This window comes from Cytobacillus firmus NBRC 15306 (assembly GCF_001591465.1).
Lineage (GTDB): Bacteria > Bacillota > Bacilli > Bacillales > Cytobacillaceae > Cytobacillus > Cytobacillus firmus.
The window spans coordinates 1-13,964 of the sequence record NZ_BCUY01000091.1 but is presented as its reverse complement, the minus strand read 5'-3'; the positions used below and the strand labels follow the sequence as shown (position 1 = coordinate 13,964).

13 protein-coding genes are annotated in these 13,964 nt (G+C 41.1%); all 13 read right to left on the bottom strand.

Annotated elements, in window-relative coordinates; translation table 11 throughout:
• Positions 1-287: 287 nt before the first annotated feature.
• The 13 genes from ytxC to hflK all read right to left on the bottom strand — a co-directional run bounded on the left by ytxC (position 288) and on the right by hflK (position 13,881).
• On the bottom strand, positions 288-1,172 hold the full coding sequence (ytxC, locus tag BFI01S_RS18535; RefSeq protein WP_061793928.1) for a putative sporulation protein YtxC: 885 nt from the start codon (positions 1,170-1,172) through the stop codon (positions 288-290).
• Between the two features lie 141 nt (positions 1,173-1,313).
• The gene (gene dnaI / locus BFI01S_RS18530) at positions 1,314-2,243 is read right to left on the bottom strand and encodes a primosomal protein DnaI (RefSeq protein ID WP_061793927.1); all 930 of its coding nucleotides are present in this window, start codon (positions 2,241-2,243) and stop codon (positions 1,314-1,316) included.
• Positions 2,243-3,673: a replication initiation and membrane attachment family protein gene (locus tag BFI01S_RS18525; protein ID WP_061793926.1), complete on the bottom strand. Its 1,431-nt coding sequence runs from the start codon at positions 3,671-3,673 to the stop codon at positions 2,243-2,245. The genes dnaI and BFI01S_RS18525 overlap by 1 nt, the downstream gene beginning before the upstream one ends.
• Positions 3,674-3,812: 139 nt before the next feature.
• Positions 3,813-4,274, bottom strand: coding sequence for a transcriptional regulator NrdR (gene nrdR, locus BFI01S_RS18520; protein ID WP_048008385.1), 462 nt, complete (start codon positions 4,272-4,274; stop codon positions 3,813-3,815).
• 103 nt (positions 4,275-4,377) lie between these two features.
• Positions 4,378-4,782, bottom strand: coding sequence for a hypothetical protein (locus BFI01S_RS18515; protein WP_061793925.1), 405 nt, complete (start codon positions 4,780-4,782; stop codon positions 4,378-4,380).
• Between the two features lie 138 nt (positions 4,783-4,920).
• Positions 4,921-5,295 (bottom strand): adenosylmethionine decarboxylase, encoded by a 375-nt coding sequence (speD, locus tag BFI01S_RS18510; RefSeq protein WP_061793924.1) that lies wholly within the window; start codon positions 5,293-5,295, stop codon positions 4,921-4,923.
• 314 nt (positions 5,296-5,609) lie between these two features.
• On the bottom strand, positions 5,610-6,641 hold the full coding sequence (locus BFI01S_RS18505) for a glyceraldehyde-3-phosphate dehydrogenase (protein WP_061793923.1): 1,032 nt from the start codon (positions 6,639-6,641) through the stop codon (positions 5,610-5,612).
• Between the two features lie 246 nt (positions 6,642-6,887).
• A complete protein-coding gene (gene coaE, locus BFI01S_RS18500) occupies positions 6,888-7,487 on the bottom strand; it encodes a dephospho-CoA kinase (RefSeq protein ID WP_061793922.1) in 600 nt (199 codons plus the stop codon).
• A 25-nt stretch (positions 7,488-7,512) separates the two neighbouring features.
• Positions 7,513-8,148, bottom strand: a complete 636-nt coding sequence (gene ytaF / locus BFI01S_RS18495) for a sporulation membrane protein YtaF (RefSeq protein ID WP_061793921.1) — start codon at positions 8,146-8,148, stop codon at positions 7,513-7,515.
• Positions 8,149-8,242: 94 nt separating this feature from the next.
• Positions 8,243-9,070 carry a DNA-formamidopyrimidine glycosylase gene (mutM, locus tag BFI01S_RS18490; protein WP_061793920.1) on the bottom strand — a complete coding sequence of 276 codons (828 nt, stop codon included), beginning with the start codon at positions 9,068-9,070 and terminating at the stop codon, positions 8,243-8,245.
• A 160-nt stretch (positions 9,071-9,230) separates the two neighbouring features.
• On the bottom strand, positions 9,231-11,864 hold the full coding sequence (gene polA / locus BFI01S_RS18485; RefSeq protein WP_061793919.1) for a DNA polymerase I: 2,634 nt from the start codon (positions 11,862-11,864) through the stop codon (positions 9,231-9,233).
• Positions 11,865-11,990: 126 nt separating this feature from the next.
• Positions 11,991-12,923 carry a protease modulator HflC gene (hflC, locus tag BFI01S_RS18480; protein ID WP_061793918.1) on the bottom strand — a complete coding sequence of 311 codons (933 nt, stop codon included), beginning with the start codon at positions 12,921-12,923 and terminating at the stop codon, positions 11,991-11,993.
• A complete protein-coding gene (hflK, locus tag BFI01S_RS18475) occupies positions 12,916-13,881 on the bottom strand; it encodes an FtsH protease activity modulator HflK (RefSeq protein WP_061793917.1) in 966 nt (321 codons plus the stop codon). Before hflK ends, hflC begins: the two co-directional genes overlap by 8 nt.
• Between the last annotated feature and the right edge of the window lie 83 nt (positions 13,882-13,964).

The window sequence follows — 13,964 nt, the reverse complement described above, 5'->3', positions numbered from 1 at the left end:
TAAAAAAACCCGCCCCTAAAAAAGGGACGAGTTATTATTAACACGCGGTTCCACCCTACTTCTCGCTTTCATAAAAGACAAGCGACTCTGTAGTAAGATAACGGTCTTTTCCCGCCAGCCCATTTCCTGGCTGGAGTTCAGAGGCGGTAAGCATTCAGATCGTGTTAGGAAGGTTTCAGCCTTGCCTTCCCTCTCTTTAAACCGTATTAGAATACCCGTATCCTCATCGCAACTTTTGCTAGATTTTTATAATATGTACGTTATTATAGTTTGTTATTTCAGGAAAATCAAGGGTATCTTTTACATTTTTCATCATCAGCATAAGAATGGGCGTTTTGATATTTATAAAAAGCTGCAAGAGAGCCTAATTGAAGTCTTTCTTCAAAAATATTGCGGATTGTTCTGACCAGCGGCTGGTCAAAATCATCTGAATAGAGATAAATAGCTGAAGGTGCGATTGAGAGCAGCGGCGCAATCGTAACAGAATCCACATATACAGGATGATTGGATAATAGCTTGCGGTCAATCATTCTTAAGAGCTCTCCGCGCTTAATTTCACACAATTGCTCGTCATAAAAATAAACACCTTCATCCATGAGGACATGGATCGTATTCATTTTTGGCTGCTTGCCTGACAGAAAATCTCTCAATGTATGAATGAACATCTGATATTCCTGTTCCATTTTGTACTCATCGATGGATACTTCAACGTACTTTGTCATTTCATTCATAAGCGGGCGCATCCGGAATTTTACGAATGAATCAAAAGAAAAGGAAATGTTATCTTGAAACAACTGATCAATTGCACTTTTTAAGCTTTCTTTTACATCCAGTCCACTGACAAACGCAGCAAGATCCTCACGGTTTCCTTCCAGGATAGAGTGAATAATTTCAAGAATTTGCTGCTGCTCGCCTTCGTCCTCATAATAATAATGCTCCATCAGTATCCGTTTAAACCAATCATCCTGCTTCTGGTTCACGATAAATTGAAAAAATGCCGTCTTAACAGTATTCAGGACATTGCCGCTATTCTCAGCAGAAACTCTGACTATATGTTGATCTTCAAAATGAAGAATATTATTATCACATTGACAAAAAGACTGGAGCTGTTCATAAAGATGCTCATAAAAATTTCTCGCATCCGTGCTGCTTTGGAAAATGATTTCGATCAACCAAATCCCCCCTTTATACAAATCTCTGTTCTATGTATATGGCGGACTTGGCCAAGTTAGAAGCGGGATTAGCCTTTTAGTGTATTAAACTATTCTAAATTAAATAATAAAAGCTGCCGGAACTTATCGGCAGCTTTTAGATTATACTCTTCTGTTCGGTCCTTCCACCAGCACTGGTTCAGCAAGGTATTTAATGCGTTCCATGATTCTTCTTGCCTTCATTTTCTCTTCCTCGCCGCGCTGGCTGTAGGAGAGATGATGTTCAAGGCCCTGCAGGTCGAAATTGGAAGTAAAGAAGGTTGGCAGGCTTTCCTGCATGCGGAACTGCAGAATCGGCCCTAATATCTCATCCCTTGTCCAGCTGGACATAGTTTCTGCACCAATGTCATCGAACATTAAAACAGGTGCTTTTTTAATGGTTTCCATCTTGCTGTTCAAAGTCTGATCTCCAATTGAATTTTTCAATTCCCTGAATAGTTCGGGGACGTAGACAATCATGGAGGATACTTTCCGGCTTGCAAGCTTATTGGCAATAGCACCAAGCAAATAAGATTTGCCTACACCGAATTTCCCATAAAAGTAGATCCCCTTTTGCTTGGACCCCGGCTGGTAGTCCATTACAAAAGATGCTGCCTTATCCACAGCCTCAATGCGGTCGTCATCATCATATATGGAATCAAAAGTGGCATGAAGGATATCAGATGGCACATATAAACTCTGGATTAATTTTTCATTTCTCCGCTTTTCATCGTGCATGATCTTGCGCGGGCACTTATCATACTTCAGATCGATTGATCCTCTTTGAATCACAAGTTCCGGATGATAGCCCTGCATAAAATTCACACAGCCTTCCAAGCTCGCACATTTATTGCACTCCTTGCTCTGCTGTGTATACTCAAAGAGCTTGCTAAGGCTCTTTTCAACCATCTCAGATGTCAATTCATCCCGATGAGTTTGGATAAAAGCCTTCACTTCAGGGTGATTAAGCGTTTGGCTCCTCATCATTTCATATCTTTTTTGAAAACCTTCATTGCCTGCAAGGCGTCTTAGTGTTTCATTAATTTTTTTCATCAATCAGTCACCTCCTGTGACCGCAGTTTTTTTAATTTTTCTTTAAGTTCCCTTTTTTTCAATTCCCGCTCATACTGTTCCTTTTCGCTGTTTTGCTGCCCGGTCTGTTCCTTCTTGGCGGCTTTGCTGCTATTTTCATCAAACCAGTCGGGAAGCATCTCTGTCCTGATCGGCTTCTTTTTGTTCCCCGTTGGGCCTGCTGTTTTTTTCCCTTCTGCCCAATCAAGGTATTGGCGATGTTCTTTTTTAGCTAATTCAATAGCTTCCTGGGGTGTTTTAATCTTCTTTCTTGCCCAGTGGCCTGCTATTTTTTCTACGTAGCCCTTGGTCAGCTTCATATCTGTTTTGAGCATAACATATTGAATCAGCACATTGATTACCCCGGGCAAAAGCTTTTGCTGGAACATGACATCTTCTATAATCTGCAGATCGCTTTTTGAAGGCTCAGCTCCTCCGGATATATCTTTTAAAAGCTGCCTTGGTGAGGTAATTTCCAAATAACGGATCAATTCTTCTTCCTGTGTTTCAGGCTGTTTTTTTTGAGATTGATGGCTGACAGGCTGAACCCTGTCAATCAGGGATGGCAGCATATCCTGGTTTTGGAATTGATACCAATCACGTGCCGATTTTCTTAATTCATCAATGTTTATCTCATTATCTTCATTCACTGCACTGATGACAATATTTTTCATCTGGATAGGGTCGATTCCATATAAAAAAGCAAGATTGCTGATGGATTCTTTTACTTTAACTGTAAGGGATTTTTTTGGTACAAGCGATTCATTCAGCCCTGCCTGAAGCAATTCAAAATTAAAATCTTCACTGCCGATTTGAATGCCTTCCTGCTCCCGCCTTCCAATATACCCTTCCTCATCTGTTTCATTCATCAGCTGCATCACTTCATCGTCAAAAGAACCAGGGTGCCCGGATTGAAATACATCCTGGAAAGCCTTCGTTACTTCCTCATACCCCATGGCCGGCTGCACCTTCTGATCTGAGAAGAATCGCTTTAGCCTCATAAATTGATTCTTCCCCAATTTCTTATAAAGATAGATATTGAGCATGCCGTCAAGGAAGAATTGTTCAGGTGTCAGCGGTGGAAGCAGTTCGTAAATAAATGACCTTGTCTCTTCTTCTTTGTTAACATATACCTTTAAAAGTCCTATCCCTTCAAGCTTGAGGCGGGCTTCATAAATATCCTTAAGCCCCATCCCCATGAAATTCATTAAACTATGGTGTGAATTTGAAGATGACCATAGCCGGTTTTCTTCAAGCTCTGCCCATAAAGTCATATACAAACTGAAGCACACAGAGCCAATGAGCGGCTGGTATAACAGTGTCAGCACTTTCCGGTCATAATCATGCAAAAGCCCGCTGGCTGCTACTGTATATCGATCAATGGGGAGCATCTCCTGCCAATGCTGGGCCATGGTGTTCACCTTTTTCTATTTAAATTTTTATTAGGCTGTTCATCAAAAGCATATCCCGCAAAAAAAAGAGCCAAAGAAAACCCTTCAGCCCATCAGCCTATTTCATCAAAAATCAGCGGCAGCGGCAAAACTGACCTGATTATGATTGTTCTTTTTTAATTAGTTCCTTGAGTTCATCAATAAACACATTGATATCTTTAAATTGCCTGTATACTGATGCGAAACGGACATATGCCACCTCGTCAACATTTGCAAGCCTGTCCATGACCATTTCGCCAATTTCATCGCTTTTTATTTCAGAGACACCATTGCTGCGGAGTTCTTTCTCCACTTCAAAAGTAATGTCCTCCAGATCTTTAAGGGCTACCGGCCTCTTTTCACATGCTTTAATAAGGCCTCTCAGTATTTTTTCCCGGCTGAATTCCTCTCTCGTACCTTCTTTTTTCACAACGATTAATGGAATTTCTTCCACTTTCTCAAAAGTCGTAAACCGGTATCCGCACTTCTCGCATTCCCTTCTGCGGCGGATGGATCGGCTGTCATCCACAGGACGGGAATCGAGCACACGGGTATTATTGTTTTGGCATGAAGGGCATCTCATACAATCAGCTCCGAATTTTTTTTATAAGTTGGCTTTAGACTAATTACCGAATATTATTTGATACTCTTATCTTATAAAAAAGGAGTTGACAGTACAAGTACAACTATTTATCTGCGTTTCTTGCAGAACCGAGAAAATCATGCCGTTTATTTAATTTATCATATATCGAAAGAACTTCTCTCTTAAGAATTGGATGCACACCTGCCGGTGAGGACTGCTCAGTTGAAATATTGATATCTACAGCCGTTTCAAAAGGCCTGACAGTCACGACTGTCACAATGGCAAAACAGGATTTGTCTTTTTTAAGTTCTGCTGCAATCTCTCCGTGTTCTTTGGAAATGCTGAGAATGTTCACATTATTGTCTGCTTTGAATAACTCTTCAATCGTCTGCATCATTTGTGCTGTATTGGTTCTATAGTATCTTGTAGTGAGCTCAGGGTCAGAGTGGTTTTCGTTTGTTTCACACTGCTTTTTATAGCGGCTGGCAAGCTGCCTGAAAATAGACATTCTCTTTCCTCCGTTATTTATTATGTATCCTTATTGTACTATTTTTGAGGAAGATACTAAAGGTAGTGGCAGAGTATTAAACAAAATAAAAAGAGGTGTATTGAATACACCTCTGGATTGCCTAAGATCATTCTGTTATTAAAGTACTTGAGCTTGTTTAACTTGAACTGGACCCATACCGCGAGGAATTTCGATATTCTCACGCGTTTGAGCTCCTAACGATTCTGCAATAAAGTCTGCAGCGATGTTAGGGTCAAGATCTCCACACGTATACACATCAATGCTGGCATAGCCATGCTCCGGGAAGCTGTGAATAGTTAAATGAGATTCAGAGATGATAACCACTCCGCTTACACCCTGTGGCGCAAACTTATGAAATGCTACCTCTCGAATTTCTGCACCAGATTTTAATGCAGCATTTACGAATGTCTGCTCGATATAATCCATATCATTTAACTTTTCAAAATCGCATCCCCAAAGTTCTGAGATTACGTGACGACCCATAGTTTCCATATTCAAATTTCCCCCTTTAAACTTTTAAGCTATTAATTAATGAAATTCCAGATTTATACTGGTCTATAACTACCACGGGGGAAAGTTAGTCCAGAGAGGTCCTAACCCTTTAAGTAGCTACCATACCAAAACCTCGGAGAAGTTCACGAGGATTAGTATACTTTGTTTAATTTCTTTTTGCAACACATTGTTCTACATTTTTTTTCGCAAAATTTCTGATTCTAAAGTATGCAGTTTTGTCCAATAAAAGGAGCCTGCCGGGGAATGGCAGGCTTTAAGGGTATGGGTAGTTTTATATTAAAAGAGATTGGCAATTATCCAACTTTTACGGCAGATGCCTGAAAAAGTTCCTGTGCAACATATTTTGTCAAGTCTACGACACGGCAAGAATAGCCCCACTCATTATCGTACCAGGCAAGGACTTTCACTTTGCTGGTGCCGATTACCATGGTAGATAATCCATCAATGATGGCAGAGTGTTCATTTGTGTTGAAATCGATTGACACCAATGGTTCGTCAGTAATATCCAGGATACCATGAAGAGATCCTTGTGAAGCTGCTGCAAATGCCGTATTCACTTCTTCAATTGTAACGTCGCGCTTTAAGTCTACCACGAGGTCAACTAAGGAAACGTTGGGAGTTGGCACACGCAGTGCCATTCCATGCAATTTGCCGTTTAAATGAGGCAATACCAGCGACAAAGCTTTGGCAGCACCAGTGGAAGTCGGGATGATCGACTGTCCGCAAGCACGTGCACGGCGTAAATCCTTATGCGGGTTATCAATATTTTTTTGATCGTTTGTATATGCATGAACTGTTGTCATAAGTCCGTTTTCAATGCCAAATTGTTCATCAAGGACTTTTGCAACAGGTGCAAGGCAGTTTGTTGTACAGGACGCATTTGAAATAATATCATGTTCTTCAATTTTTAATGCGCTTTCATTTACGCCCATAACAATAGTCACATCTTCATTTTTTCCAGGAGCAGTAAGTATGACCTTTTTAGCTCCAGCATTAAGATGAAGAGCCGCTTTATCACGGGAATTAAACTTTCCTGTAGCTTCAATAACGATATCAATGTTCATTTCTTTCCAGGGAAGTTCTTCAGGATTCCGGCTGCTGACAAGCTGAACCCTTTTACCGTTCACAACAATAGCATTGTCTTCCGGAACAACGCTTCCATCGAATGGTCCATGGTTGGTATCATATTTAATTAAGTGTGCCAAAGTTTCAGCCGGATAGCTTGCATTTATGGCAGCCACTTCAAGTTTTTCATCAAGGATTGCTTTTCTAAAAACCATACGTCCAATTCTTCCAAAACCATTAATCGCTATTTTCGCCTTCATGTTACGGCCCCTTCCGCATTAGTGTTATACTTTTATTACCTTAAGATGTAATTAGTATAACATATTAGGGATCATTTGTGATGAATAAAATGCGGATTTTTTAATGTTCAACAATTCAGAAATATCAGCCCATGCTTTTTCTCATTTTAATAAAGTAATGGTCTATCTAACAGATGCATGGCTGATTATTTTTGTCATACTAATTGGGCTTTAAGCACATCAAAAAAAGAGCCTATCACAGGCTCCTTAGACAGCATTCCATTTTTTTAAAATACCCCATAATTGTTTTTCTGTTTCTTCAATTGTGCCATTATTATCGATTACAGCATCGGCTAATGCCTTCTTATCTCTTAACGGCATCTGGGATTGAATCCTTGCCATCGCTTCTTTCCCGGATAGCTGATTTCTTTGCATCAGCCTTTGGAGCTGTATATCTTCATCTGCGTATACTAATAATGTTTTGTCGCACATATATTGTAATTTACTTTCAAATAAAAGCGGTATATCGAGTATGATCAGCTGTTCATTACGTCTGATTGCTTGTTCCTTTTTGGCTGTCATTCTTTTGCGGACGGCAGGATGTACAATGCTATTTAAGGCTTTCCGCTCTTTTTGATCATGAAAAATAATGGAGCCCAGTTCTTCACGATCAATTGAACCGTCACTAAGGAGAACCCTTTCCCCAAAATGACGGACAATTTCCTGATAAGCTTCCTCACCTTTTTCAACAGCTAACCTGGCTTCTATATCCGCGTCTATTACAGTATACCCTTTTTCGATTAGAAGAGATGAAACGGTGCTTTTCCCGCTTGCAATCCCGCCTGTCAAACCTACAGTCATTGACATAATGTGTTCCTTTCATATAAAAATGCTAAATTTTTAGTATCCCGATTACGATTAAAATAATGCCCGGAATGAATGAGAACTTATGGACCCATCCGCTTTTTGAGAAAATAGACCCCACCTGCATTCCCATAAACACAAACAGAGAGCTCATAACAGCGACCGTCATTGCCAGGTAGTAAGGTGAGTACCCCAGCATAGCTGCACCGATTCCAGCTCCGAAAGCATCAAGGGATAGGGCGAGCCCGAGGAGCAGTGCTTCAATTCCTGTGATGGCACCGGATTTGTCAAAATCGGCGGACATCGGCTTTTTCAGGATATTAACGACAAGCCCAAGCGATTTGATTTCCAGATTTACAATTGTCTTTTCATGCGGAAGGATATCCTTCACCTTTTCCGGCCTGAAAAATTGGTATAGGACCCAGGCACCGAGAAAAATCAGAATGACTCCTCCTAAACTTTCAGCTAAAGCCGGAGACAAAAAGGCTTCTATTAAATGGCCGATTGTCATGGCGGCCATTAATGTGATAGCTGAACAGCAGGCGATTATACTGATCGATTTAAATGGTATGCTCATTTTCCTTAAACCATAGGTTAAACCGACACTGAAACTGTCAAGACTGACAGCAAAAGCAAGTATCAAAAGTGAGAATATATGCGCCATAGAATAGAGCTCCTCCCTGTCAATCGCTACGATAGTATATGGAAGAAGCCCATCCAATGTTATTCGAAACGCATTTTAGCTCTATTCCGGATTATTATTTTCTCTGGCAAGCAGGACAGTATACAGTATCCCTGCCTCCAGTTACGATCCGCTCAAGTGTACTTCCGCAGACTTTGCAATCTTCCCCTTTTCGCCCATAAACAAAAAGCTCAAGCTGGAACATGCCAATTTGCCCCTGGGAATTAACATAGGAGCGAATGGTGCTTCCTCCTTTATCTACCGCTTCTCTCAGGGTATCTGCAATTTCTTTGTGAAGTGTCTCCACTTCGCTTCTTGTTAAGCTATTTGCCGCTCTTTCAGGGTGAATTCGTGAACGGAATAATGCTTCATCGACATAAATATTGCCAAGCCCTACGATCGTTTTCTGATCGAGAAGAGCAGTTTTGACATGGCGGGAGGTCCGGGCAAGTCTCGCAGCAAGGTCGTCCACCGTAAACTCTTCTGCAAATGGTTCCGGTCCCAGATGTGCCAAAGGAAGAGTCTTAAGTTCGTCACCCTTTGCATATAGGTGCATCGTTCCAAATTTACGGACATCTTTGTATCTGAGTTCAGTGCCATCTGTAAAATGAAAAATGACATGAGTGTGTTTTTCCACAGGTTCTTCTTTAGCGTAAAGGCCGTATCTGCCCTCCATTCTCAGGTGGGACACTAGTGCATACTCATTGGTGTAGAGGATTAGGAATTTCCCTCTCCTGCCAATGTCCTGAAAGGTTTGGCCTGCTAAAGCATCCTTGAATTGGGCAAGCTCTTCGGGATGCTTAACCATTTTAGGCCAGAAAACCGAAACATGTGAAATGGTTTTGCTGATCACCAATTCCTGCAATGTTCTTCTGACCGTTTCAACTTCAGGAAGTTCGGGCATGGTTATCCCTCCTTTGTAAATCAGTTAAAAATGCTTTGGACTTTGTTTTATGATATATTTTGAATACTGTCTGCCGGGGTGTTAATAGCACTTAGCATTTCACAACAAGAAAATCATTATAGGTGAATTACTTCCAAAGTACATTGGCTCAAGATCAACATTATTTCGCATCAAACCATGTTGGGCCATAGGAATAATCAACTTTGAGCGGAACTTTCAATTCTACTGCATTTTCCATGACGTCCGGCACGATTTTTTTGAGTATCTTTATTTCATCCTCAGGTGCTTCGAAGATCAGTTCATCGTGAACTGACAGCAGAAGGCGTGCTTTGAGTTCTTCTTTTCTTAAGCGGTCAGCCATGTCAATCATGGCTTTTTTAATTATATCCGCTGCACTTCCCTGAATTGGCGTGTTCATAGCGGTGCGTTCTGCAAAACTTCGCAGGTTGAAGTTTCGGCTTGTAATTTCTGGCAGATATCTTCTTCTGTGAAGAAGGGTCGAGACATATCCTTTCTGTTTTGCTTCATGGATAATATCGTCCATGTACTGCTTCACACCAGGATAGCTTTCAAGATAACGGTCAATAAACTTTCCGGCTTCTTTCCGTGTGATGCCCAGGCTTTGGGAAAGGCCGTAATCACTGATTCCGTAGACTATTCCGAAGTTGACTGCCTTAGCATGGCGCCGCATATTGGACGTAACCTCATTGGCATTAACGTGGAATACTTCCATTGCCGTCTTGGTGTGAATATCCATATCTTCAATAAAGGCTTCAATCAGCTTTTCATCATCTGCAATATGAGCCAGCACTCTCAGTTCAATCTGCGAATAGTCTGCAGCAAAGATAGCCCATCCGGGTTCTGAAGGAACAAATGCCTGCCTGATTTTTCGCCCTTCCTCCAGACGGATTGGAATATTTTGCAGATTCGGATCTGTTGAGCTTAACCTTCCTGTCTGTGTAAGAGCCTGATTGAACCTGGTGTGGACTTTGCCTGTTTCCTTGTTAACTACCTTCAGCAAACCTTCAATATAAGTGGATTGAAGCTTGCCAAGCTGGCGATAGTGCAGGATGTTCCGGATTATTTCATGGTCGTTCTCAAGTTTTTCAAGAACATCCGCAGAAGTGGAATAGCCTGTCTTGGTTTTTTTAATGACTGGCAGCCCCAATTTTTCAAAAAGGATTACACCGAGCTGTTTTGGAGAATTGATATTAAAGGCTTCCCCGGCAAGCTCATGTATCCGCTTTTCGATTTCATCCAATTTGGAGAGCAGGTCTTGTCCCATTGTTCTCAGGCGTTCTAAATCCACTTTAATTCCAGTTGACTCCATATCCGCTAATATTAAAGACAGTGGCATTTCCAGGTCATAAAACAGCTCGGATTGCTGGTTTTCCTTTAAATCACTATCAAGCTTTTCCCTCAATGTCATCAAGGCTGCTGCTTTTCTTGCTAAATGTCCGGCAAGTTCTGTTTCTTCCGGAATCCGCCTTTTTGCTCCCTTGCCGTAGAAAGCTTCATCAGATTGAATCGCATGATAGCCATGATTTTTTGCTATAGATGCTATATCCTCAATAGTCTGAGATGGGTTAATAATATATGAAGCAATATAAAGATCAAAATTTGCACCCTTTAGATGAATCCCATGATGCCGGAGTGACACTTCAGATCTTTTTGCATCATACACTGTCTTCTTTTTCGTTTCATCTTCAGCCCATCTTTTAAAAACATCAGACTCTAAAGCCGTATCTTTGGAGAAGAAGAAATTCCCCTTATCATTCGCAATGGAAAAACCAATGATGTCTGCATAATGATAATTATCCTCTAGAAGCTCAACATAAAATGCATTTTCATCAGAAAACATGTCTTCTTTAATTTCGTCTGCGATGCTAAATTCTATTTCATCCAGAACCTCTTCGATTGCTTCAGTGTCCCCGCCGATTTTTTCCAGCAGCGAGTTAAAGCCAAGTTCTTTAAAGATGCTTATAACCTTTTCTTTTTCAAAACCTTCATATTCAATATCTTCAATTTTTATTTCAACGGGAGCTTCCCGCGTGATAGTAGCAAGTTCTTTGCTCATTAATGCCTGATCCTTGAACTCTTCCAGCTTTTCTTTCAGTTTTTTTCCGCTCACCTTATCTGCAGAATCCAAGAGCTCTTCAAGGGTACCAAACTCTTTCAGCAATTTAAGGGCTGTTTTTTCGCCCACTCCCGGCACACCCGGGATATTATCTGAACTATCACCCATCAGGCCTTTCATATCAATAATCCTGTCAGGTGTGATTCCGTATTTTTCTTGTATATGAGCTGGTGTGTATTCTTCAATATCTGTAATGCCTTTACGGGTAATGCTGACTGTCACAGCATCAGAACTTAACTGCGTTAAATCTTTATCCCCTGATATAACTTTAACTTCATAGCCATCTTTTTCGGCATGGAGGGACAGTGTTCCAATGATATCATCCGCTTCATAATTTTCCAGTTCATATCTGGATATTCCGTAAGCATCTAGAAGCTCTCTTATATAAGGAAACTGCTCTGATAGCTCAGGCGGGGTTTTCTGCCGGCCGCCTTTATACTCGCTAAAGGTTTTATGGCGGAAGGTTGTTTTTCCCGCATCAAACGCCACAAGGAGATGCGTCGGTTTTTCATCCTCCAGAATCCTCTGCAGCATCATGGTAAATCCGTAGACAGCATTGGTATGTATTCCTTTATCATTGTTTAAGAGCGGCAAAGCAAAAAATGCCCGATAAGCGATGCTGTTGCCATCTATCAGAACAAGCTTTTTTTTATCCAACTAATATCTCCTCCTCTTAAGAAAAGGGCAAGTACCCTTGCCCACAATAAATAAGCCGTTATTTTCCTTTATTCTATCATGAGCAGATAGAGAAAGAAAAATAACGGCCTTCCATTTAAATTCTAGTTAATTAGTATTCCCCATCAGCAGACGGGCATATGGTGAATCAGAAGGCAGAACAATTACAGTCTCGCCATTGATAGTCTTTTTATAGGATTCAAGTGTTCGGAATAAGGAATAGAATTCAGGATCTTTTGAGAAGGCTTCATTGTATACCTTCGCGGCTCCCGCTTCCCCTTCTGCCCGAATGACTTCAGCATCTGCCTGGGCCTTCGCAAGCATTTCCCTGACGGTCCTGTCTGTTTCAGCAATAATAACATTCTTCTGGGCATCACCCCTGGACAGATATTCCTGGGCTGTAGACTGGCGCTCGGAAATCATCCTGGTATACACAGACTGTTCATTTTCAGCCGGCAGATCCGTGCGTTTAATGCGTACGTCTGTTACTGTGATTCCATAATTATCATTTGCAAGCAACTCATTCACTTTTGTGGTAATTTGATCATTCAATGATCCGCGTGAAGATTTTTCGTCATTTATGATTTCTTCATAATTCAGCTGACCCAGTTCGGAGCGGGTCACGGAGTAGATGAACTCTTCCATTCTGGCCTCGGCTCCCTCCAATGTTCTGGCGTTTGAGATCATTTTTTTCGGGTCGTCAATTTTCCATACTGCATAGTTATCGATAATCATGACCTTTTTGTCCTTTGTATTGATTTCAGCTTCGGACACATCATAAGTCATTTGATATTTTGGGAGTGTGGTAACGCTTTGGATGAATGGTATTTTGTATGCTAATCCAGGGTCACTCTCAATCCGTACAACCTCTCCAAATTGACGGATAACCTTGTACTCCCCTTCCTTTACAATAAACAGGTTGCTGAACAATATCCCTAGTCCTGCAATGATGAGCACCAGGATGATTCCTAGTTTGGTATAGCTTCTCCACTTGAAATTCCCGCCCCGTTCATTGAAATTAACCACATTTTGATCACTCATTATCCGTACCTCCCTCCTCTTTCGGTTTGGCCTGTTCTTTCTCCAGAGGCCTGATCGGGAAATATTTCATCGTGTTTCCATCGTCATTCATAATGTAAATCTCTGCATTTGGAAGGACTTGCTCAAGCGTTTCAAGAACAAGCCGCTCTCTTGTAATATCAGGGTTATTCTTATATTCTCCATACAATTTATTAAAGACTGCTACATCTCCACGCGCTCTTTCGAGACGGGCTGCCTTTTCCCCATTTGCTTTGGAGATAAGAGCTTCCTTCTCACCTTCTGCTTCATTCATTCTCTGGTTCTTATATTTATTTGCTTCATTTTTTTTAGTATTGGCGGTTTCCCTCGCATCGGTTACATCTGTAAAAGCTTTTCTTACATCATCATTCGGCAGCTCGACATCCTGCAGTTTTACTGCAAGAATTGATATGCCAATATCATATTTGCCAACTAAAGAGGTCAGGAGCTCTCTGACATCCGCTTCGATCTCTGCTTTCCCTGAAGTCAGCGCGGCATCTATCTTCGATCCTCCAATAATACTTCTTAAGGATGAGGAAGTAGCATCATATAGAATTTCTTCCGGTTCTTCGGCATTATAAAGGTATTTTTCCGGATCAGTAATTTTCCACTGTACAACTAAATCTGCAAGAACGATATTTTCATCCCCGGTTATCATCTTTGTCTCATCAGGAAAATCCTTTATTTCTCCATCTTTTTCTTCATATCCAAACTGCAGTGAAAAGGTTTCCTTTGAAAGCTTCTCCACGCTTTGGACAGGCCATGGCAATTTAAAGTGAAGTCCGGGCTCCGTAATGCCTTCCTCAACTTTCCCAAATGTTAAAATGACTGCCTGATCCGATTCATCGACGGTATACCATGTGGTAAAGGCAACTATACTTAAAATAACAATTGCGATAATTAGCCCTGCGATTGTATAAATCCGCTTTAAGCTGATCATTTCTCTCTCCCCTTCCCTAGCACTTTCTATAACTTTTCATACGAATTATTTACGTAAAGGTTTCATAAATATGACAAAATTAG

What these genes read in the sequence shown, in the direction of transcription:
- dnaI (WP_061793927.1), bottom strand. Translation starts at nt 2,243, where the DNA reads ATGAAAAAAATTAATGAAACACTAAGACGCCTTGCAGGCAATGAAGGT.
- BFI01S_RS18525 (WP_061793926.1), bottom strand. Translation starts at nt 3,673, where the DNA reads ATGGCCCAGCATTGGCAGGAGATGCTCCCCATTGATCGATATACAGTA.
- nrdR (WP_048008385.1), bottom strand. Translation starts at nt 4,274, where the DNA reads ATGAGATGCCCTTCATGCCAAAACAATAATACCCGTGTGCTCGATTCC.
- BFI01S_RS18515 (WP_061793925.1), bottom strand. Translation starts at nt 4,782, where the DNA reads ATGTCTATTTTCAGGCAGCTTGCCAGCCGCTATAAAAAGCAGTGTGAA.
- speD (WP_061793924.1), bottom strand. Translation starts at nt 5,295, where the DNA reads ATGGAAACTATGGGTCGTCACGTAATCTCAGAACTTTGGGGATGCGAT.
- BFI01S_RS18505 (WP_061793923.1), bottom strand. Translation starts at nt 6,641, where the DNA reads ATGAAGGCGAAAATAGCGATTAATGGTTTTGGAAGAATTGGACGTATG.
- coaE (WP_061793922.1), bottom strand. Translation starts at nt 7,487, where the DNA reads ATGTCAATGACTGTAGGTTTGACAGGCGGGATTGCAAGCGGGAAAAGC.
- ytaF (WP_061793921.1), bottom strand. Translation starts at nt 8,148, where the DNA reads ATGGCGCATATATTCTCACTTTTGATACTTGCTTTTGCTGTCAGTCTT.
- mutM (WP_061793920.1), bottom strand. Translation starts at nt 9,070, where the DNA reads ATGCCCGAACTTCCTGAAGTTGAAACGGTCAGAAGAACATTGCAGGAA.
- hflC (WP_061793918.1), bottom strand. Translation starts at nt 12,923, where the DNA reads ATGAGTGATCAAAATGTGGTTAATTTCAATGAACGGGGCGGGAATTTC.
- hflK (WP_061793917.1), bottom strand. Translation starts at nt 13,881, where the DNA reads ATGATCAGCTTAAAGCGGATTTATACAATCGCAGGGCTAATTATCGCA.